Genomic DNA, 21,528 nt, shown 5'->3' with positions numbered 1-21,528 from the left:
TGTTCAGTTTTCAAAGGTCTACCAAGTTATCAGAGAAGCAATTGCTCCGTGACAACTTTTAAAGTATATCATGCTGTCAAAATCATGTCAACTAATTTTTAAACATCTTTTTGAATAAATATTGATGTTTACTGCAACTAATTGAATAAATATTCTCAACAACGATTACTACTATATCAAGAATTGCTAAGACCGTCAAGCCTTTTTTTCAATTACTTGAATCTCGATTCGTCGTTGTCGTCACAACGCTTGTTTGCGTAATTGACAACAAAAAATAGTTTACCAATATCCGCCGCTCTGGTCAAGGGGAAAATGAATATTTACTGAAATTATTTTCAGCCGCCGTCTCTACTGACTGAACCAAATGCAACCCGATCCCGTAAAACCGCCCACTAAGCGGTCTACCTCTGCTCCCCTCCCGCTTGACCCCGCAGACAGCAAAAGACCCCAATCGCACCTTTTACCGGGCGACCGGGGTCTTTGCATTTCATTACTTCAGTTCTGGCGCATCTGTCTTGTACGTCGTCGTCTTGTTATGGTTCTTCACCAAAGCACTGGTCTTTTCTTCCTTTTCGGCCTCAGCGAGTTTTTCCATCGCTGGCTTGTACTTATAGGTAAAGGCAGCCTTGTCGACCTTCTTGAAGCCCTTTGGCTTGTAGAAGCGTAACAAGTCCCCATAAATCACCCGATCGGACAATGACAGTTCAGTCGTCACGTGGTTTTGTAACTGCGCGACGGTCTTCTTTTGGGCCGCCGTCAGTGTTAAGACTTTCCCCGTCTTGGTATCGTAGACGGTTCCGCCAATCTTGGTGTACTTCGGTGAAACAAAATTCCCGTTTCTAAACGCCACCGTCTGATTACGGTTCTTCGCCAGCAGGTCTTGACCAAACTGAACGGTGTCCGTGTTCTTGACCCCTAACAGGTCCAGCAGCGTCGGCAGAACATCGATCTCGCCCCCATAGGTGTGGCTAATGCCCCCCTTGAGTCCCGTGGCGTGAATCATGAATGGGACCTTTTGGAACTGGGCCAGGTCAAAGTTGGTAACCTTGCTCTTACCCAGCAATTGGGCAATCGCTGGTCGGTGGTTATTGGAAATCCCGTAGTGGTCCCCGTAAGCGACGATGACACTGTTCTTGTACAGACCGACCTTCTTCAGGTAAGTCAGGAATTCCGCAAAGGACTGATCCAGGTAATGGGCCGTTTGCACGTATGGATCAACGGTCTTGTCCCCTGTCTTGGTAGCGGGGAAGTCCGTGTTCTTCTTATCTAACTCATAGGGGTAGTGGTTCGTCAACGTAATCAATTTGGCATAGAACGGTTGTGGTAACTGCTCGATGTACTTCGCTGACTGTTCAAAGAAGATTTTGTCTTTCAGCCCATACCCCACACTGTACCCTGGCTTCTCGTGGTAGTAGCTGGAGCTAAAGAAGTACTGGTAACCCCATGACTTATAGGTGTTATCCCGGTTCCAGAAACTCGGCACATCCCCATGAAAGGCCGCCGTGGTGTATCCCGCCTCTTGGCTCAGGATTGCTGGTGCCGCCTGGAAGGTGTTTTGCGTCCCATAGGTGGTCATCGCCGACCCCTGAGGTAAGCCAAACAGTGAGTTTTCGAGCATCATTTCCGCGTCAGACGTCTTCCCTTGCGCAACTTGATTGTAGAAGTTGGCAAACGACAACGTGTTTTGGTTATGGTAGAACTTGTTAAGCGTTGGGGTCACTTCCTTGCCGTCGACCTTATAGTCGATCAGGAACTGCTGGAAGCTTTCCAGGTGAATGATAAAGACGTTCTTACCCTTCTCCTTACCGTAGTAAGACACATTCGGACTCACCCGATTTTGCTTCAGGTATTTCAGCACACTCTTCATATCACTGGCGTTGGCACTGGCCCGTGTCGCACTTTCCTTTTGCGTCTGATACGCGTTGAAGGCCGCATATTCATTCAGCCCCATGTATTTGACGATGTAGTTATTGTCAAATGTCCGCGTCAATAAGCCTGAGCGGTCCGCGTTGGCCATGCCAAACTCGGCAAACATCAGTCCAAACGACAGGACGGTGATGGAAAAGGCGTACCGGCGTTTAAAGGGCCGCGGGTCGATGCGAATCACGTGGGTGACCAACAGGATGATCAAAATCACGATATCGATATAAACAAAAAAATCATAGACGTGGGTGATTTGTGCCAGGCTCTTGCCCAGATTATTGCCCACGTCGCTTGAGCCCTTCATGATCCCGAAGGACAAGAAGTCTGAAAATTCACGATAGTACAAGACGTTCGCGAAGATCCAGGTCGATTCCAAGACGTTGATAATCATCATCAACCAGTAAGCGAGCCGACCACGGAAGTATAGCGCAATCCCAAATATCAGCAGTGCTGCTGGTACCGGGTTGATGAACAGTAGAAACTGCTGCACACTCCCCTTGGCTCCTAAAGTAAATTCAGTTTGATAGGCAATGTAAGTCTTTGCCCAGAAGAGAACAATGGTTAACAGGAAAAAGCCCATGCGGGTGTTGATCCAGTTCATGTTCCGTTTAAAAAAGTTCGCCATGAGACAGCCTCCACAAAATAATTAACATCACTACAGTATAGCGGATATTAGTGGGTAATCAATCTGATTACAGAACCTTTGAAAAAATTCAAGTTTTAATCACACAAACGCCACACCTGACAAACGCCCTTCCGCGGAAGAATCGGTCCAAACGTGGGGTGCCGATCACGGCTCGTCGACCGCAGCGACTGCTCTTAAGCTGCCTGATGTCGCTCACCATTTTTTCTAAAAAAAAACAAAACTATGGCACCCATAGTTTTGTGATTAGTTATCCGTCAGTAAATCAAATAATTCGATAGCCACTAAATCAATGTTATCAAACTCAAAGGTCGTTTCCGGATTGTGTTCAGTTAACGTGTAAGTGTGGGTCAATTGGTTAAATACGACCGTTGCTTGTTCCACGCCTTCTTTTTCAAAACGACGGGGTTGTGGCTCGTCGGTAGCATCCTCTTGCATCGCCTTCAAGCGATTAATGATGCCAATCAGTTGAGATTCTTCCATGGTTGGTCCCCTTTCTAGCTTTCACTATGATTTTACCAAACTTAGGCCTCTATGGCACGCCCTAATCCAGAAAATCTCAATCATTTCTGGAATTCTGTCGTTTGCCCGGGGTCTCGTGGACCTTATCGGGACGAATCACCATGGCAACCAAGCCCGCCAGCATCCCCAAGTAATAGGTCAGCAGCCGCCATAAGATCATGGCCAGCACCAATTTACTATTGGATGAGATGTAGCTCTTAAAGATCATTTCAAAACTGTACTCCGCTCCCCCGGAACCGCCGGGAATGGGAAAGAGTGAAATCACCATCACGATTAAGATGTGGAGACTCGTGACCATGACGATGTTGGCCGTGGTGTATCCCAGTGCCAACATAATAAAGTAGGGGATCAGGTAGTAGAACATCAGCTGGAAGAAGGTAATCACAAAAACCCGCAGCATTAATTTCCACTGACCACTGATCCGCACACTCTCCGCGTAAAAGGAATCGATCTTGCCATTGATATTGGCTTCCATGCGGTTGAACCGTTCCGCCTTCATGAACCACTTCATGGGCGTCATGATGACCCCGACCAGCTTCTTGGTAAAGGCGTGCCAAAACATCACCATTAGGAGACCGATAATCACGGCCAGGTGAATCGTGAAGCCAAACACCACCAGCCAAGCCAACGCGTGCAGCTTGTCCTGAATGCTGTGAAAACCAATCACTAGGGCAAATAAGAAGTTGATGACGATCATGGACTGATAGACCACGAACTTCATCAGCAAGACGGAGCTGGCCTTACCGGCATCGACCCCCGTCTGCATCAACGCAATCAACTGGGCGGGTTGCCCCCCGGAAGAAAATGGCGTGATGCCATTGAATAGCTGTTCAACCATCGGGATACGCAAGGCATCCTTAAACGTAAAGCCTTCGATTCGATCAGAGATGAACACCTTGACGATCCACGCTTCTAGGCCCAGGTAAATGGCCATACACAAAATCGCCACCCCGAACCACCAGAAGTTGATATTCACAAAATCATTGACTAAGACAGAAAATTTAATGTCACGCAGGGAAAACGCAAAGATGGCGATTCCCAACAGAAACATTAAGGCTAAAACCCATTTATTTCGTCGTGACATCCCTTACCCCTCTTTTGCTTGTTGCGTGTAGAACGCCCGCCAAATAGTCGTGAGGTGTTCTTCGGAGTAACGGTCAGCCGCGGCCAGGCTCTTTTGCCGCAAATCGGCCAGTGCAGCGGGATCATGCGGTAAACGCTGCAGTTGCGCGTTCATTTCCGCATAATCCTTCGCCGGTTGGTAGTCGCCCGCGATAATCGCCTGGTACAAGTCGAGGTCCCGTAACAAGACCGGTGTCCCGGTACTGAAGGCCTCAAGCACAGACATGGGGAACAACTCGTTAAATGACGGCAGTAAAAACAGGTCCGCCAGATCATAATAGTCCACCAACTTATCGCGGTCCACGATGCCCGGGAAGCTCAAATTAGCCGGCGGATCATCGACGACCTTCTTGAGCTCAGCATACCCATCCGTCATCCGACCAAAAGAGAAGCCCCCGGCCCAAATAAATTGCAGGTCCGGGTTATTACGGGCTAATTTGATGAAGTCAAACAACCCCTTGCGCTCCTGAATCTGACCGATGCCCAAAATGGTGAAGCGTTGCGGATCGTAGTGATACTGCTGGCGCAACGCTAGTTTTTGGTCGGCATCGACCGGATAGAACTCCTGGCGGCTCACGAAGTTCGGGATATACGTGACCTTGTCTTCCGGAATGCCCGCCGCCACTAATTTGGGAATAAAGGTCGGGTTGACCACCACGATGTGATCCATTCGCTTATAAAAGGCAATGACGTACTTGTAAAAAATAGCCCGGAACGGTTGCGGAATCTTCAGACTCCCCTCCAAGGTCTCCGGTAAAAAGTGGACGTAACCAATCTTGCGGCCACGATGGGGCAAGAACGTTGACAGGTAATAGGAAAAGTTGATCGTATGGTAATGGGTCAAGTCGACCCGGCGATAACTGTTCACGGACACGTCAAATTCTTGGTCCAACCGCGTGGCCAACAGATTCATGAGTTCGTTGTAGGCACTCCCCACGCCCTGACCCTTCACGGAATCAGCCGCAGAAAACATGTTGATTTTTAGCATCCAATAACTCCTCTAATCACTAAAGTCTGGGGTATCCTCGTGCGACTGTTCGTAGCTCGCTTGGGCATCCTGATAAAATTCAATGATGTGCCGGCCAAAGGTATCCGCGGAAATCTCCGCGAGCTTTTGGGCCAGTAAATCAGGATCCTGCTCTTCATCCCCATGGAGCAGGTAGTCCACGACGTTGGTCACCATTTCATCTTGGGTCGTGAACGTGACCCCCAGCGTCCGGCTCGACAGTAATTCGTCGGTATACGGACTGGTCATGACCACGATCTTCGTACCGGCCGCCATCGCTTCGATGTAGGTCAGCCCCTGCGACTCGGAATCCGAAGACGACAGAAAGACGTTGGCCATGTGGTAGTAGCGGAACACGTCATCGTTGTTCACTTCACCGGTAAAGGTAATGTGATCGTTGTACCCCGAAGCCTGGGCTTGCGCTTCCAGGTCTTCTTTGGCCGGCCCATCTCCCACGATCAGCAGTTGGGCGTTCGGCACCTGTTCCAAAATGCGGCCCAGGCCCGTGATGCTGGCCTTGATATTTTTCTCATAAGCCAAGCGACTCAGCGACAAGATGACTGGTGTATCCGGCGCATAACCCAATTGCCGGCGTAAATTAGCCGTGTCGGGCTGCTCGTATTGATGCAGGTTGACCCCGGTCGGAATCACGCGGATCGGCGCCTTGACACCGTAATCCGTCAAGGTCGTCAAGACCCGGTCACTGGGTGCCACGACACCCGTTAGGTGGTAACAAAACGCCAGTGTTCCCTGTTTAACGTGAACGGGCTTCAGAATCTTCCCATTAGCCACGTAATGCAAATAATCTTCATACATCGTGTGGTACGTATGTAGACACGGAATCTCCAGATTGCGCGCCACAAATTTGCCGATCCAGCCCATCGAAAATTCCGTCTGGGTATGGACTACGTCAAGATTCAGTTCCTTTGCAATCTGATAAGCCTGAAACAACCCCCGAACCGCGATTCGACGGTCCGTAAACGATACGAACGGAATACTTGAGAAGCGAAAGACATTGCGCTCGTACACGTTCTTCTCCACGTGTGGATCAGTGGTCGTGAAAATGTAGACTTGGTGCCCCTGTTTTTCCAATTGATCTCGCAACGTCTTAATGGAAGTCGCAACCCCACTCACTTGAGGGAAATAGGTATCCGTAAATATGCCAATGTTCATTGCCAATCCCCCTTGCGTCTTGTGTTTTGGCTAAATAGTTAGGTACTACGCATTTTACAATCATCATAATTATATGGGTTTGCCTAGGTGATTGCAAACGTCAGCGGTAGTTGCTGTCAAATTAATTCTTGCACATTACAGCCACGGTTGATGGTGCTGGCCGCCTTGCCGTTCGCCAAATTTGGACCGTGACGCTGTGGGAAGGACCGGTCGAAGCCAAAGTGCGGTCTTCAACCTCGCTTCGAGCCGAAAGCCACGTCTCGAAGACGCCCGTTTCCAAGTAGATCACTTGAAAACGCCCACGGCTGAGTCCAAATTTAGCTCACTCACGGCTACGTGACAGGTTGTCCACTAATGTGGATGAACGTTGCCATTTCAGCGATTTTTCTGTTAATTTTGTGGTTAACCACCGACGTAACCGGAGGCAGTCAGAGGTGTAGGTTGCTGTGACGCCGGCGAATCGCTCCATAGGCCGCCGACGTTTCCCATAGCTACCGGAATCTCTGACAGCCGCAGGTGGTGGGCGTGGACTAATTTCATGTTCACAATCCTTGTCAGCTGAGTATTATCAAGTGCTTTTGTACTTGCAACCTTTAGTTACGATCCGGCCCGCCTAACGTTTGCCAAATATGGACTGGAATGCGGTGGGCGGACCGGACCGAGCCTGAGAAGCGGTCTCGGCCTCGCTTTGAGCCGAAAAATCACGTCTCAAAGACGCCAGTTCCCTAAACGGTAAAACCCCACCGTTAAGGGAACTCCCACGGCTGAATCCATATTTGACGAACTCTCGGCTACGATGGTGGTTATCAGCAGCAATTGGCCACTCACATCTGCCCACTGTAGTTATGTCAGTTTAACACACTGGCACTGTCCAGACTTTGTTTTGTCACAATCAGCCAAATCGTCGTGCGACTCAAAGACATCCTCCCCTGGAACTATCACATAAACACGATGATTCCTGCATACGCACTGGTTCTCTCGACTAATGGAACCCTAGCTTAACCAGACGTCCCTTTCCTAGCCACTAAAAAATGAGTTTGGGATAAAGCACCCAAACTCATTGGTATTTCCGAACTTATATTGCCGAAACCTGGGCCAAAAGGCACTGGTTCCACTCTTCATTCATCTCAATCTGTTTGATTCAATACATCAGGCACCGCCGCTTGGACCATCGTGACGACCTCCTGGCTGGTGCTGGCTGAGTTTAAGACCGTCTCGACTAAGGATTGGAGCTCCTTGGCGTCCAACTGACTGATCAGCTGGCGCGTCTTTAAGATCGACCCCGCACCCATTGAAAACTCGTCTAGCCCCATCCCCAATAACAGGGGTACCGCAATGGGATCGCCGGCCATCTCGCCACACATCGCCACGGGAATGCCCGCCGCGTGGCCCGCCGTCACGATCCGGTCCACCAACCGCAAAATTGCGGGATGGTATGGCTGGTACAGGTAGGCCACGTCTTGGTTCGTCCGGTCTGCCGCCATGGTGTAGCCGATCAGGTCGTTGGTCCCAATGCTCATGAAGTCGACCTCCTGAGCAAAGCGATCCGCGAGCATGGCCGCTGCCGGAACCTCGACCATCATGCCGACCTGGACCTTGCCCATCGGCACCTTGGCCGTGGTCAGCCGGGAGCGTTCGTCATCATAGATGGCCTTGGCCTGCCGCAACTCGTCTAGCGTGGCAATCATGGGAAACATGATCCGCAAATTACCGTAGGCCGAGGCCCGCAGCAGTGCACGCAACTGGCTCCGAAAGACGTTTTGATGCGCCAAGCTCTGCCGAATCGCCCGTGCCCCTAAGAAGGGGTTGGCTTCTGGCTTTTGCTTCAGATACGGCAACGGCTTGTCGCCACCGATATCGAGCGTCCGAATCACAACCGGCCGCGGGGCCAAGGCCTGGACGACCTGGCGATAGGCCAGAAATTGTTCATCTTCCGTGGGGAGCTGTTCGCTGTCCATGTACAGAAATTCCGTGCGCATGAGCCCGATTGCTTCAGCCCCGTTCTTTAACACGTTCGGGATATCGTTAGCGGTACCGACATTGGCCGCCAGCAGCACGCCGACGCCATCTTGGCTGGTCGTCGTGTGGTGGCGTAACGTCGCGAGTCGTTGCATGTTTGCCGCGCGGTCCTGCATGGCCTGTTTAGCCGTTGCCAGTTCCGGCTTAGTCGGCTCACTAATGACACTGCCCCGCGTCCCATTGACGATGACCATGGTGCCATCCGTCAGATCAGCCGTCGCCGATTGCGTCCCCACGACTGCAGGAATGTTCAGTGACCGCGCCAAGATGGACGAATGCGAGGTACGCCCGCCTAAGTCCGTCACGAAGCCCAGGATGTACTTGGCATCCACTGAGACCGTGTCACTGGGAATCAGATCATGCGTGACCACGACGACGGGTTCCTTGAGCAATGCCAGATCCGGCAACTTCACGCCCAGCAAATGTGCCGTGACCCGCTTGGTAATGTCATGGAGGTCACTGACCCGCTCTTGCATGTACGCGTTTTGTTCCTTCAACCGGCCTTCGTAAATGTTGGCCACGCTCGCCAAGGCAACTTCGGCATTGATCCGCTCGGTTTTGATCTGTGTCTCAACGGCACCAATGAATTCTGGGTCCTGGAGCATCTCAATGTGGGCACTAAAAACCTGGGCACTATCAGCGCCCAGGTTTTTAGTTGCACGAGTTTTAATCGTCTCGACTTCTGAGACGGCTGCTTCAAGGGCCTGATGGAATCGATTTAATTCGTAATCAAGATTAGTGATTGACCGTCTTTTTGTGCGAAGGTCTGGTTCAACAAACCGGTATACCCGGCCGCAAGCCACCCCATCACTGGCGGCAATTCCCTTGAGCATCGCTCTCATTAGTCAGATAAACCCTCTTTTTTCAACGTTTCAGCCACTGCCTTCATGGCATCTGCTTCGTCGTCGCCGTCAGTCGTGATGGTGATGCTGGCGTTTTGGCCAACACCTAAGGACATAACGCCCATGATGGACTTCAAGTTAACGGACTTGTCTTGGTACTGCAAGCTAACTTCTGAGTTGAACTTGCTAGCAGCTTGAACTAATAACGTCGCTGGACGGGCGTGGATACCAGTTTCTGCAGTGACACGAAATTCGCGTTTTTCCATAATTGATCGATCTCCTTTAAGCTTAGGTTGATTTCTTAATCTAACGTGACTCACCCTGACCTTGCGCATGGGCCAAACAACCATTTGGTGAGTTACGCCTACCTTCTAAGAATATCAATCTCGCCTGCAAATTACAAGCATTCATGAACCGCTTACATCAAATAATCATGATTCAGCCTCATTTTGGGCATCGTCGTCATAACGATAGATGAGCTTACCACCCTTGTGGGCCTGACCCACCACCCGTTTCCGTGTTTCAAAGGCCATGAACGCTTTTTGAAACGCTGGAAATTCTTCTGGTGTGACTTCAAATTCATCTAATTTCTTATCTTTCAGCTGATTCATCAGATCAGTAAAATCTTTTGCCAAAGTTTTATTCCTCCTCTTTAAGGTGAGTTGTTTGGGGGGTATCCCAACAGGTGCTCACCAGGCTGAGACTAACAGTATACCCGGAATTGCCGGGACACACCACTTTTTTATCTGTTGCCGAAACGCCGTTAGTAAGGTCGCCAACCCTTAAACCATTCAGCACCAACGCTAATCATTTTCGAATCTTAGCATGGTGCTGAAGGCTTGGTCAGACGCGATTTCCCCCCTACCATTCTAGTCTAGCACGCACTCTACCATCCAGGTAGTCAACGCCTCAGAATATACCCCGTTTTTAAAGATTTGGCCGTTTTCAAGTAGTGATTTTAGCATTCTACCTAGGAGAGTGCTAGAATGAAAATGTTCGCTGGAGATACCCCATTTTGCACCGCTTGTGCCCCGAAACAAATTACTTGCACGGGGACGTGAACGCGGTATAATGTGGTCAATGGTCAAGAAAGGTCAAACCCTTTTGAACGGACCTGCGTGGGTGTTTCCCACGAGAATTCCAGGCAAGAAAGGAGACGACAAGATGCTATGTCAAAATTGCCACCGCAATGAAGCAACGATTCACCTGTACATGAGTGTGAACGGGCAGCGGCAACAAGTTGACCTATGCCAAAATTGTTACCAACTGCTTAAGCAGCAACAAAACGATTCTGGAAATGGAGGTGGCCGTATGGCACAAGATCCATTCGGCTTTGGCAACCTGGATGATATTTTCCGGGCAATGCAAGGCGGCAACAGCAACGATCAAGCTGACTACCGGCAATCCGGTGCCCAATCTGGTCAACCGACCCAACCGACCGGCAACAACGGGGGTAAGGGCAATGGCCTACTCAGTCAGTACGGCTTGAACCTGACCCAGCTGGCGAAGGATGGTAAGGTTGATCCCGTCATTGGTCGGGACAAGGAGACGGCTCAAGTCATCGAAATTCTCAATCGCCGGACCAAGAACAACCCCGTGTTGATCGGGGAAGCCGGTGTTGGGAAGACGGCCGTCATCGAAGGCCTTGCGGAACGCATTGTTGAAGGCAACGTTCCTGAAAAATTAGCCAATAAGCAAATCATTCGGTTGGACGTGGTGTCACTGGTTCAAGGAACCGGGATCCGCGGTCAATTTGAACAACGGATGCAACAATTGATGAAGGAAGTCCAGAGCAATCCGGACATCATCCTCTTTATTGACGAAATCCATGAAATCATGGGTGCCGGCAACGCTGAAGGTGGCATGGACGCGGGTAACGTCTTGAAACCAGCCTTGGCACGGGGAGACTTCCAACTCATCGGGGCTACGACTTTAAATGAATACAGAGATATTGAAAAGGACCAAGCCCTGGCACGGCGGTTCCAACCCGTTACGGTCAACGAACCGAGTGCTGATGAAGCCGTCAAGATTTTACAAGGCATCCAAAAGAAGTATGAAGATTACCACCACGTTCACTACACGGACGATGCCATTGAGGCTGCCGTTCGCCTGTCTGACCGTTACATCCAAGACCGCTTCTTACCCGACAAGGCCATTGACCTGTTGGATGAAGCCGGTTCACGGAAGAACTTAACGATCAACGTGGCTGACCCGAAGGCCATTGACGAAAAGATCAAGGGTGCTGAGGAGCAGAAGCAGGCCGCTTTGAAGCAGGAAGACTACGAAAAAGCCGCCTACTACCGTGATCAGGTCAACAAGTTAGAAAAGTCCAAGGAGACCGCCATGAACGCCGAACAAGATCAATCGGCCACGGTCACCGTTAAGGACATGCAAGACATCGTTGAAGAAAAGACGTCGATTCCAGTTGGCGAGCTGGCAGCTAAGGAACAACATCAGCTGCAAAGCCTCCCCGCTGATTTGGAAAAGCACGTCATCGGCCAAAACGAAGCCGTCGACAAGGTTGCGCGGGCCATTCGCCGGAACCGTATCGGGTTGAACGGCACGGGTCGGCCAATCGGGTCCTTCCTCTTCGTGGGACCAACTGGTGTTGGGAAGACGGAATTAGCCAAGCAATTGGCCAATGAACTCTTCGGCTCCCAAGAGGCCATGATTCGCTTTGACATGTCAGAATACATGGAACCACATTCCATTTCTAAGTTGATCGGGTCACCACCTGGCTACGTCGGCTATGAAGAAGCTGGCCAATTGACGGAACAAGTCCGTCGCCACCCGTACACCTTGATTCTGCTGGACGAAATTGAAAAGGCCCACCCCGACGTCATGAACATGTTCTTACAAATTCTTGACGACGGTCGCTTGACCGATTCTCAAGGCCGGACAGTTTCCTTCAAGGATACCCTGATCATCATGACCAGTAACGCCGGGACCGGTGACGCTGAAGCCAATGTTGGGTTCGGTGCTGCCGCTGAAGGCAAGACCCACTCTGTTCTGGGCAACCTGACCAACTACTTCAAGCCAGAATTTTTGAACCGGTTTGACGATATCATCGAGTTCAATTCCTTGAGCAAGGAAAACTTGATGCACATCGTTGACTTAATGATTGGTGACGTCAACAATATGTTGGCTGGTCAAGGCCTGCACATTCACGTCACTGAACCAGTTGAGGAACAGCTTGTGACTAAAGGGTATAACCCAGCTATGGGTGCTCGTCCATTGCGGCGAGTCATCCAAGAAGAAATTGAAGATCGGATTGCGGACTTCTACCTTGATCACGCGGACGTTAAGAACCTCGTGGCCAAGATTGAAGACGGCAAGATCGTCTTAGCTGCCGACACCGAAGCCAACAAGGCTGACACGGCGGAATCTAAGGCTGATACCGATAAGCAGTAACTTGATTAAACGACAGTTGCCTCCGGGTGGCTGTCGTTTTTTTGGTTTGACCGCAACATTGGACGGTTCTGGCCGCCTTACCGTCCGTTAGATATGAGTCGGAACGCGGTGGGCGGGCGGACGGACCGAGCCAAGGAACGGTCTCGGCCCTCGCCTTTGAGCCGAAGAACGCATCTCAAAGACGCCAGGATTCTAAGTGGCATCAGGTCATGCCGCTTAGAATCCTCCCACGGCTGAACTCATATCTAACGAACTCTCGGCTACGATGGTTTTTACAGACGATACTCGGTCCTACCTATCCAACCATTTCCACTCGCTTAATCTATCGCAATCAGCCGTACTTGACTAACTTACCGGTACGTTTGGTCAAGCGGTGATTAGGCCCCTCACGTCATGTAGAGACCTGTTTTCCGGATTTTTTAACGCGTTATGGAAGCGTTTTGCAATTAGGGTCTGCAATCCAGTCGGAGAATGCGGTATACTGGTTTTAACGAAACTTCTGGAGGTGAACGGACATGGCTTTTTTTGACTGGTTACGGCGGGCAATCGCGCCGACCCGACCGCCTAAACGGCGACCACGACACGCACAACACCGGCTCACCCCCACCCCCGCGGTGCCTGAGCCAGTGACCCCAGCCGTCTCCACACCGGCCACGCCCCTGCCGCCTGCACAACCGGCGCTCCCGTTACCACAGGCTACGACGGCTCAGACTAGTGAAACGCAGCCGACCGCCACGCTAGTCGTTCGGCTGGTCGATACGCAAAATCGGCCGCTTCAGCCCGCCTTGGTGCTGACCGGGCGGTTACATCACTCGGTCAATTTCCGCTTCCCAGAAATTGCGGGCTACGCCTTACAGGACGTTCACGGCTTCACCCAGACGTACCTCAGCGAATACGGTCTGACCACATTGGTCTATGTCCGGCACTGGGGACAGCCCATCATCAGCTATTTGGTCGACTACGATACGGGGCGCCTCTTACAGTTGCCAGGGATTCTACGCGGCCGCTTGGGAACGCCCTTTTCCCTGACGCCCCCGACTGTTCCCAACTACCATATTTTCCAGGCACAGGGTAATCAACGCGGCCGTTTTGCCGAACAACCCGGGCAAGTGGTCTACTACTACCGGCGTGATTCCTGGCAAACGGTTCAGCGGGTTCATCAATTTGTCTTCTTACAGGCCGATCATCAGGTCTACGATGAGCCCAACGGTCAGGCTTACGGCTACCAATTTCCAACAGACTCGCTGTGGCGGCTCTTCATGATCATCACTTTGACCAGCGGTGAAGTCTGGTACAATCTCGGTGGCGAACAGTGGCTTCGCGCCCAGGATACCGTCCGTCGCGACCACCAGTTCATCGACCTTCATCTGCCTGCGCCGGACAAATGGCACCCGCAGAAATTTGAACGCATGGGGACCGTTGATTACGTGCCGGGTGAGGCCGTATCCATTTACCACGAGCCATACGGTGAAACGGCCGGTCAACTCCGGCACGGTGAGGCGCTGGACATTCGCGGTCGCGTGGTCGATGATCAACAGCTGGTCTGGTACCAAATCGGCCCAGACGCCTATATCAACGCGCGCTACGTCCGGCTTGCTAAAATTGAGTATGCTTAGGTGAAAATCGGTTAGAACCTGTTAAGATTAGTCGTTTACAGCTTCATAGTGGGAAATGGCCGCCTACCGTCCACCAAATATGGGTTGGAACGCTGTGGGCGGACCGGACCGAGCCTGAGAAGCGGTCTCGGCCTCGCTTTGAGCCGAAAAACACGTCTCAAAGACGCCAGTTTCCTAAGCGGCATGAACCGCGCCGCTAAGGAAACTCCCACGGCTGAACCCATATTTGACGGACTCTCGGCTACATGAGTGATTAACTACCAATTGCCAACTTAGCCCCTGGCAGCAGTTAACCTATCGACTAACTCCCAGCCAATACAATGTCATTGACAGACGTCAACTTGCCGGAGGCAGCCAGGGTGGAGCCAGCTGTGTCGACGGTGTTGGCTGAGGTTTTTTCTCAGCCTACAGCGTGGGACGACTTGGAAGACTGGTGGGCTTGGCCAGACTTCCAAGCGAACCGGAAGACCGCTTCTCAGGCTGGAGGTGTTCCCCAGAGCAGGCGGAACCCTGGCTGCCGCAGGCTCCTATTTTCACCAATCTCATGGACAAAACATTGTCGGTCCGGGAATCAACTCGCTAAATCTACTTTCAAACTTTATTTATGCCCAAGCAAAACCGGGTATCAGCAACGAATCAGTCGCTGATACCCGGTTTTTTCGTGGTTATTTGCTGGCGGTACTACTGTCATCATGCATGAATTTCGCCAGCTTCATTTTTTCCGTACAGGTCGCTGCCCTAGTCAATTTCAGCTACCCAAGTTGTCTTGCCTCGCCGTTGCCAGCGTTTGGCAATTTCCAAGACCAGCGTTGGCACGAACATCGCTGGAATCACGATCAGCCAAGCCACAAGTGGCAGGCTCACGAGGCCGAACATCCCCTGCAGGCCAGGAACCGTCGCGATGGCGATCACCAAGGCAATAGCCAAGAGCATGGCCCCGTTTAACACCGGATTGCGGCGTAGGCTCTGGCGCGTCACCGGCTGGCGGTCCTTGATGGCGTAGATGTCGATCATCGACCCCACTGCTAGAACCAAGAAGACCATCGTCATCCCCAGCGTTGCTTGTCCAGCGGATAGGCCAAAGCGACTAATCGCGTAGATGCCCAGCGTAAGGAAGGTAAACGTCACGGCTCGCGTCGCCATTCGGCTACCCAGCCCCCGGGCAAACAGACTCTCGTCGTTGGCCACCGGTGGCTGTTCCATCGCTTCCTTTTCGCCCGGCTCACGGGAAATGTAGAAGCCAGGAATCCCATCGGCCAATACGTTGATCAACAGGAGCTGCTCCGCCAGTAACGGGGCGCCCCAGCCCATCAGAACGGCGCCAACCATCAGGAAGATCTGGGCGAAGTTGACCCCCACCAGAAATTCCACGGCCTTCAGGATGTTTTGGTACACGGTCCGGCCTTCTCTGACTGCCGCGATGATCGTCGCAAAATTGTCATCCGTCAAGACCATGTCCGCCGCACCTTTGGAGACCTCCGTCCCCGTGATTCCCATCGCGATGCCGACGTCGGCCGCTTTCAGCGCGGGGGCATCATTGACCCCATCACCCGTCATGGCCACCGTCTTGCCAGCCCGTTGCCAGGCCTGAACGATGCGAATCTTATCGGTCGGTGAGACCCGCGCGTAAACGGCAATGTCGGCGATCTGTGCGTCCAGCTCGGCGTCCGTTAGCGTTTGGAGTTCGTTACCGGACATCACCAGTTGCCCAGGCGTCAGTAACCCAATTTCTTTGGCAATGGCCTCGGCCGTCACCATGTGGTCCCCCGTGATCATCACGGGTTTGATACCGGCCCGCTTCGCTTCACGAATCGCCGGAATCACTTCTGGCCGCGGTGGATCGATAATACCGACCAGCCCGGCAAACGTCAGACCCTGCGTCAGTTCTGCCCAGTCATGCGTCTGTGTCGCCGGCATTACCCGGTATCCCACGGACAAGACCCGTAGCGCCTGCTGCCCAAAACTGTCATGCATGGCCTGCGCCTGAGCCAGTTGGCCAGGTTGCCAGGCAATCGGTAGGCGGTCAAAGGCCCCCTTGACGATGACCAACTGCTGGCCATCCGCCAAACGATGAATCGTTGCCATCGTTTTCTTCGTGGAGTCAAATGGGTCTTCGGCGAGTCGGGGCGCGCGTTTTTCAAATTGTTGCCGGCTCCGGTCATGCCGTGCTAACCAGCGAACGATAGCCAGTTCCGTAGGGTCGCCCATCGTTTCTTCTTGCCCGTTGACCGTCTGGATCTCTGCGTTCGTGGCCAAGCCCAGGTACCGCATCAATTTTTCACCAGCCGGCGACAGGTCTTCTGCCGCCAGCGCGTTTTGCGTGTTGGGCGTCCAGTAGCGGGTAATGGTCATCTGATTTTGCGTCAGCGTCCCCGTCTTGTCGGAGGCGATCACGTCGACGCCACCAATCGTTTCGACGGCGTTGACCCGCCGCATGATGGCGTTGCGTTTGGCCATACGCTTGACTCCGTGCGCCAGGCTGATCGTCACGATAATCGGTAACGTTTCCGGCACGGCCGCCACCGCCAGGGAAATCCCAATCATCAAGCTATCCGCCAAGCCTTGATTTTGCATCCAAATGCTGAGGGCAAAGATCACCAGGCCGCCTAGTACGGCAAAGGCTGTCAACCAGCCCGATAGCCGGTTCAGCCGGCCTTGAAGTGGCGTGGCCCGTTTCTTAGTCTTGTTCAACAAGCCCGCAATCTGGCCCAGCTCCGTCGCCATCCCGGTCGTGACGACCTGAACGATGGCCGTCCCCGCCGTGACCGCTGTCCCGGAGAAGACTTGTTGGGCTTCTGTCGCCGCAGTGGGATCCGTCAATTTCTCCTTAGCAACGGGCACACTTTCTCCCGTCAATACGGCTTCGTCGACGGCTAAATTGGTGCTCTGGAGCACGACACCATCGGCCGGTACTTGGTCCCCAGCTTTTAAGAGCACCAGGTCCCCCGGCACCACATCTTTGGCCTGTAGGGTCTGGGCGATGTCGTCACGGCGCACGGTCGTGGTCGGTAGACTCATGGACTGCAGGGCCGCCAACGCCTTTTCCGCGGAGGCTTCTTGGTACAACCCAATTAGGACATTGATAATCAAAATGGACCCGATCACGATTGTCTTGGTCCAACCGCCACCTTGGAACAGGGCCATGTAACTGGCCAGTCCCACCGCAAATAGTAAGACCAATGAGGACACATCACTCAAGTGGCGAGCAACTTGTCGCCACAATGCGGGTTTCTTCGCGGCCACCAGTTGGTTCGGGCCAGTCTGTGCCAGCCGTTCTTGTGCCTGAGCCGCTGTCAGCCCCTGTTGGGCCGTTAACTGAATTTTCGTCATCTCTTTTCTCTTCATAATTTAATCCTCCGTTATATAAATGAATCATCGTGTTGATTACTATAATCTTATTATTACGAAAAGTTTTGTGCAGACTTAGGCCAATTTGTGAAGATTTCTGGAGACTTCAGGTTGCCCTAAATCTGTCCAAACTGAAGATTGCAAGACAAAAGCCGGCCAGAGTCGTCGTCACCATGCAGTTCATGACGTTAAAATTAGTCATTTACAGCTTCGTAGTAGAAACTGGCCGCCTACCGTCCGCCAAATATGGGTCGGAACGCGGTGGGCGGACCGACAGACCTCTTCCCAAGCTGGCAATATTCCTCAGAACAGTTGGAACCTTGGCTGACGCAGGCTCCTGATTTCACTAATTTTAGTGGACAGAACACTGTCGTTCTGGGAATCAACGCGTTAAGTCTACTTTCAATCTTTAGCTGACCAAATCAAAAAGCGCTACCGATCAGCCTTGCTGGCTACGGTAGCGCTAAATCTTTATTTACGACTGATTGTGCTGGCCACCTTACCGTTACGAGTTTCAGGTTGCTAACATATACAAGAGTATCCCAATAGCAGTCCCAGCAGCACGACTGACTTCATCATGGGGCCAACATGTTGTCTGGCCAACCACCACCGTAGCCGTGAGTTCGCTAGATATGAGTTCAGCCGTGGGAGTTTTCTTAGCGGTGGGCTTTACCGGTTAGAAAACTGACAACTCGGAGACGCGGGTTACCGGCTCCGAGTTGAGGGGCGAGACCGCTTTTTGGCTCGACCCGGCGCCCACAGCGTTCCGACTCATATCTAGCGAACGGTAAGGCGGACAGCCCCTCACCAGTTTAAGACTACAGGTTCTTATCCATGTTGAAGGTCAGGTGCGACAGCGTCAGGCCCTTTTCAATCAGGTCGTTGGTCAGCTGCGTGGTGACCTTGCGCATGTCAGCGGCGACCTGGTGGTTTTGCGCCGTCAAGAAGGCCGTCAGTTCATCGCCTGACAATGACTTAGCTTGTTCCAAGGTCGTTGCCACGTGCGCGCGCAGACTCTGCTTAGCGGCCGTGATGTAGTCCGTATCCTGTTCAATGAACTGAACGTAGTGAGATTCCACGATCATCGACAGCTTGCGGTACATCCAGTAAGCACTGACGTCGTCCAAATGAACCGGCGTTTGGCTGTACGATGGGTCCGTATCCGTGGCGTTGGCAAAGAATGGCACGTAAGGACTGAAGGCCGGGACCCCGAAGTTCAACCAGAAAATGGCAGAACTTTCGGCGGGCACGTCGTTGCGTAATTGCAGGACGTGAGAATTTTGCGTCCGGTTCATGGCAATCGGCCGGAATTTAAACTTATCTTCGTCATCCCCAGGGCCCAGCGGATCGTACTTGGTCTCGTTATAGTGGGAACTCAAAATATATTCGACGTCTTCCACGCTGATCTTGTGACTGGTCCGGCAAATGAATGGCAGGTCGCTGGATTGCGGGTCCTGTTCGATTTCCGGGTTGAGCACGTGCTGACCAAACCAGACCCGTGGCGTGTTGTAGTGCCGGTCTTTTTCGTTGTCGGTCCCAAAGATGTGGCGGAAGTTCCAGCCGTCTTGGTCAGGGTTCAAATGGTTATCGGCCACGAAGGCTTGAATCCCCTCGGAATACATGAAGTTGTCGGGATCATCGAAGCTGACCTGTTGGATGGCCACTTGGTTAGCGGTCACCGCGTAGGCGTCATCGGGAATGCGCTGTGCGACCCAGTGATGGCCGGTCACGATTTCCATGTACCAGACCTCATCGTGATCGGAGAAGAGCACGCCGTTACCTTCTGGTGAACCGTATTGCTTGATCAAATTGCCCAGGTAGCGCACGCCATCACGAGCCGAGTTGATGTACGGTAAAACCATGGTCTGCAGTGAATCTTCCGCTAACCCATTTTCAACCAACGGGTCCAAGGCCAGTGGTGCGGGGTTACCGTAAACACTTTCGGTGGCACTCATTGCCACGTTCTTTTCGTTAAAGCCGCTTTCGGCGTAGACCCCTTCCTTGTCGACTTCCACGTTAGGCGTTGCTAAGTAGCGGTAGCCATCGCTCGGAATTGGCGCCGTGAAGCCGTTTTGGTTGGAGACCCAAGTACGCTTAGGTTGATCATGCTCAGCTGGGTGCACGTAAAAGCGTTGCGGAGTCAGCGGTAAGAAGGTGTCATCGTTTCTGGCGATGAGCGTGGAGCCATCGACCGTGGCGTCCTTGCCGACTAAAACGGACGTACAAGCCGAGAGATGCTTTGCGAATTTCATAATTAGTGGTCACTCCTTATTTTTTCTACGAATCATATTTTACCGCTTTTCCCAGCGCAAGACTAGCTTCGGCCTTAACCCGTGATAATGACAAAATGGTAACACTTTCAAAAAAGTGTTGACATTTAGAACAGATTGTCTAAAATAGAGTTGTATTCAATTGATAGGGATTTCACATAGACTAGCTTGTGAAGTACCCTTCAAAAAATCTTGTTTTGGGAGGCACCATCATGAAAGTCACAGTTGTTGGTTGTACACACGCAGGCACCTTTGCCATTAAGCAGATCTTAGCAGAACATCCAGACGCAGAAGTCACCGTTTACGAGAAGAACGATAACATCTCCTTCCTGTCATGTGGAATTGCTTTGTACCTCGGTGGAAAGGTTGCGGACCCCCAAGGTTTATTCTATTCCAGTCCTGAAGAACTCAAGAGTCTCGGCGCCAATGTTCAAATGAACCACAACGTGTTGAATATCGACCCTGACCAAAAGACAGTGACCGTTGAGAATATGAACACCCATGAACAAACAACGGCCGACTACGACAAGCTGGTCATGACCTCTGGTTCTTGGCCAATCGTACCCAAGATTCCGGGCATTGACGGCGACCACGTCAAGCTTTGCAAGAACTGGAACCACGCGCAAACGTTGATTGAAGACGCCAAATCAGCTAAGCACATCACCGTTATTGGTGCTGGCTATATTGGTGCCGAACTGGCTGAAGCCTACTCCACGACCGGCCATGATGTCACGCTGATCGACGCCATGGACCGCGTGATGCCCAAGTACTTTGATTCAGAATTCACGGACGTGATCGAACAAGACTACCGCGACAACAATGTCCAATTGGCCTTGGGCGAAACGGTTCAAAGCTTTACTGACACCGGTGATGGCGTAACCATCAAGACGGACAAGGGTAGTTACGACACGAATCTGGCCATCTTGTGCATTGGCTTCCGGCCAAACACGGGTCTCTTAAAGGGCAAGGTCGATATGGCCAAGAACGGCGCCATCATTACCGATGACTACATGCGTTCTTCTAACCCAGACATCTTCGCTGCCGGCGATAGTGCTGCGGTTCACTACAACCCAACGCACCAAAACGCCTACATTCCTTTGGCCACTAACGCGGTTCGCCAAGGCATCCTGGTCGGCAAGAACCTGGTCAAGCCAACCGTTAAGTACATGGGGACACAATCTTCTTCTGGCTTAGCCCTGTACGACCGGACCATCGTTTCCACCGGGTTGACGTTAGCTGCTGCCAAACAACAAGGCATCAACGCCGAACAAGTTATCGTCAAGGACAACTACCGGCCAGAATTCATGCCAACGACGGAACCCGTCTTGATGTCTCTGGTCTTTGACCCAGACAGTCGGCGGATCTTGGGTGGCGCCTTGATGAGTCGCTACGACGTCTCCCAATCAGCCAACACCCTTTCCGTTTGCATCCAAAACGAAAACACCATCGATGACTTGGCAATGGTCGACATGCTCTTCCAGCCAAACTTCGACCGGCCATTCAACTACCTGAACATCTTGGCACAAGCCGCTCAAGAAAAAGTGGCTAAGTTCCAACCCGCTGAGTAAGCCAATCATCAGTTAACTTAATCAACACCAAAAAGGTTGTGCGCATTCATTTGAGAACGCTGCAC

Annotated in this window: 13 protein-coding genes; 3 read left to right on the top strand and 10 right to left on the bottom strand. The window is 52.0% G+C overall.

Translation table 11 applies throughout. The features are described 5' to 3' along the window. Positions 1–490: 490 nt before the first annotated feature. The 8 genes from NGM66_RS11480 to ykzS form a co-directional block, all read right to left on the bottom strand. Positions 491–2,548 carry an LTA synthase family protein gene (locus NGM66_RS11480; protein WP_208909290.1) on the bottom strand — a complete coding sequence of 686 codons (2,058 nt, stop codon included), beginning with the start codon at positions 2,546–2,548 and terminating at the stop codon, positions 491–493. Between the two features lie 264 nt (positions 2,549–2,812). Continuing rightward, entirely contained in the window at positions 2,813–3,049 is a 237-nt protein-coding gene (locus NGM66_RS11475; RefSeq protein ID WP_125574787.1) for a YkuJ family protein, read from the bottom strand. A 76-nt stretch (positions 3,050–3,125) separates the two neighbouring features. Continuing rightward, positions 3,126–4,172: a lysylphosphatidylglycerol synthase transmembrane domain-containing protein gene (locus tag NGM66_RS11470; protein WP_258115686.1), complete on the bottom strand. Its 1,047-nt coding sequence runs from the start codon at positions 4,170–4,172 to the stop codon at positions 3,126–3,128. A gap of 3 nt (positions 4,173–4,175) precedes the next feature. Next, positions 4,176–5,198, bottom strand: a complete 1,023-nt coding sequence (locus NGM66_RS11465) for a glycosyltransferase family 4 protein (RefSeq protein WP_208909288.1) — start codon at positions 5,196–5,198, stop codon at positions 4,176–4,178. A 12-nt stretch (positions 5,199–5,210) separates the two neighbouring features. Continuing rightward, positions 5,211–6,389 (bottom strand): glycosyltransferase family 4 protein, encoded by a 1,179-nt coding sequence (locus NGM66_RS11460; protein ID WP_208909287.1) that lies wholly within the window; start codon positions 6,387–6,389, stop codon positions 5,211–5,213. A gap of 1,127 nt (positions 6,390–7,516) precedes the next feature. Continuing rightward, positions 7,517–9,250 carry a phosphoenolpyruvate--protein phosphotransferase gene (gene ptsP / locus NGM66_RS11455; protein ID WP_208909286.1) on the bottom strand — a complete coding sequence of 578 codons (1,734 nt, stop codon included), beginning with the start codon at positions 9,248–9,250 and terminating at the stop codon, positions 7,517–7,519. After that, entirely contained in the window at positions 9,250–9,516 is a 267-nt protein-coding gene (locus NGM66_RS11450; RefSeq protein ID WP_125574792.1) for a phosphocarrier protein HPr, read from the bottom strand. The genes ptsP and NGM66_RS11450 overlap by 1 nt, the downstream gene beginning before the upstream one ends. Before the next feature lie 165 nt (positions 9,517–9,681). Next, positions 9,682–9,885, bottom strand: coding sequence for a protein YkzS (gene ykzS / locus NGM66_RS11445; protein WP_208909285.1), 204 nt, complete (start codon positions 9,883–9,885; stop codon positions 9,682–9,684). Between the two features lie 529 nt (positions 9,886–10,414). Between ykzS and NGM66_RS11440 the strand changes: the two genes are divergently transcribed. Beyond that, a complete protein-coding gene (locus tag NGM66_RS11440; RefSeq protein WP_258115685.1) occupies positions 10,415–12,661 on the top strand; it encodes an ATP-dependent Clp protease ATP-binding subunit in 2,247 nt (748 codons plus the stop codon). Between the two features lie 515 nt (positions 12,662–13,176). Beyond that, complete coding sequence (locus NGM66_RS11435; protein ID WP_208909283.1) at positions 13,177–14,277, top strand: MucBP domain-containing protein; 1,101 nt, start codon at positions 13,177–13,179, stop codon at positions 14,275–14,277. Positions 14,278–15,015: 738 nt separating this feature from the next. Here NGM66_RS11435 and NGM66_RS11430 read toward each other — a convergent pair. Both NGM66_RS11430 and NGM66_RS11425 read right to left on the bottom strand, forming a co-directional pair. Next, on the bottom strand, positions 15,016–17,622 hold the full coding sequence (locus NGM66_RS11430) for a cation-translocating P-type ATPase (RefSeq protein WP_208909282.1): 2,607 nt from the start codon (positions 17,620–17,622) through the stop codon (positions 15,016–15,018). Between the two features lie 821 nt (positions 17,623–18,443). Beyond that, the gene (locus NGM66_RS11425; RefSeq protein ID WP_208909281.1) at positions 18,444–19,877 is read right to left on the bottom strand and encodes a C69 family dipeptidase; all 1,434 of its coding nucleotides are present in this window, start codon (positions 19,875–19,877) and stop codon (positions 18,444–18,446) included. Between the two features lie 230 nt (positions 19,878–20,107). On the opposite strand from NGM66_RS11425, the gene NGM66_RS11420 reads away from it, so the two are divergent. Further along, positions 20,108–21,463 (top strand): FAD-dependent oxidoreductase, encoded by a 1,356-nt coding sequence (locus NGM66_RS11420; protein WP_208909280.1) that lies wholly within the window; start codon positions 20,108–20,110, stop codon positions 21,461–21,463. The last annotated feature ends 65 nt before the right edge of the window (positions 21,464–21,528 follow it).

It is taken from the genome of Levilactobacillus yiduensis (assembly GCF_024718525.1).
GTDB classification, from domain to species: domain Bacteria; phylum Bacillota; class Bacilli; order Lactobacillales; family Lactobacillaceae; genus Levilactobacillus; species Levilactobacillus yiduensis.
Note: the sequence above shows the minus strand (reverse complement) of the source record. Positions and strands in the feature narration are given on the sequence as shown.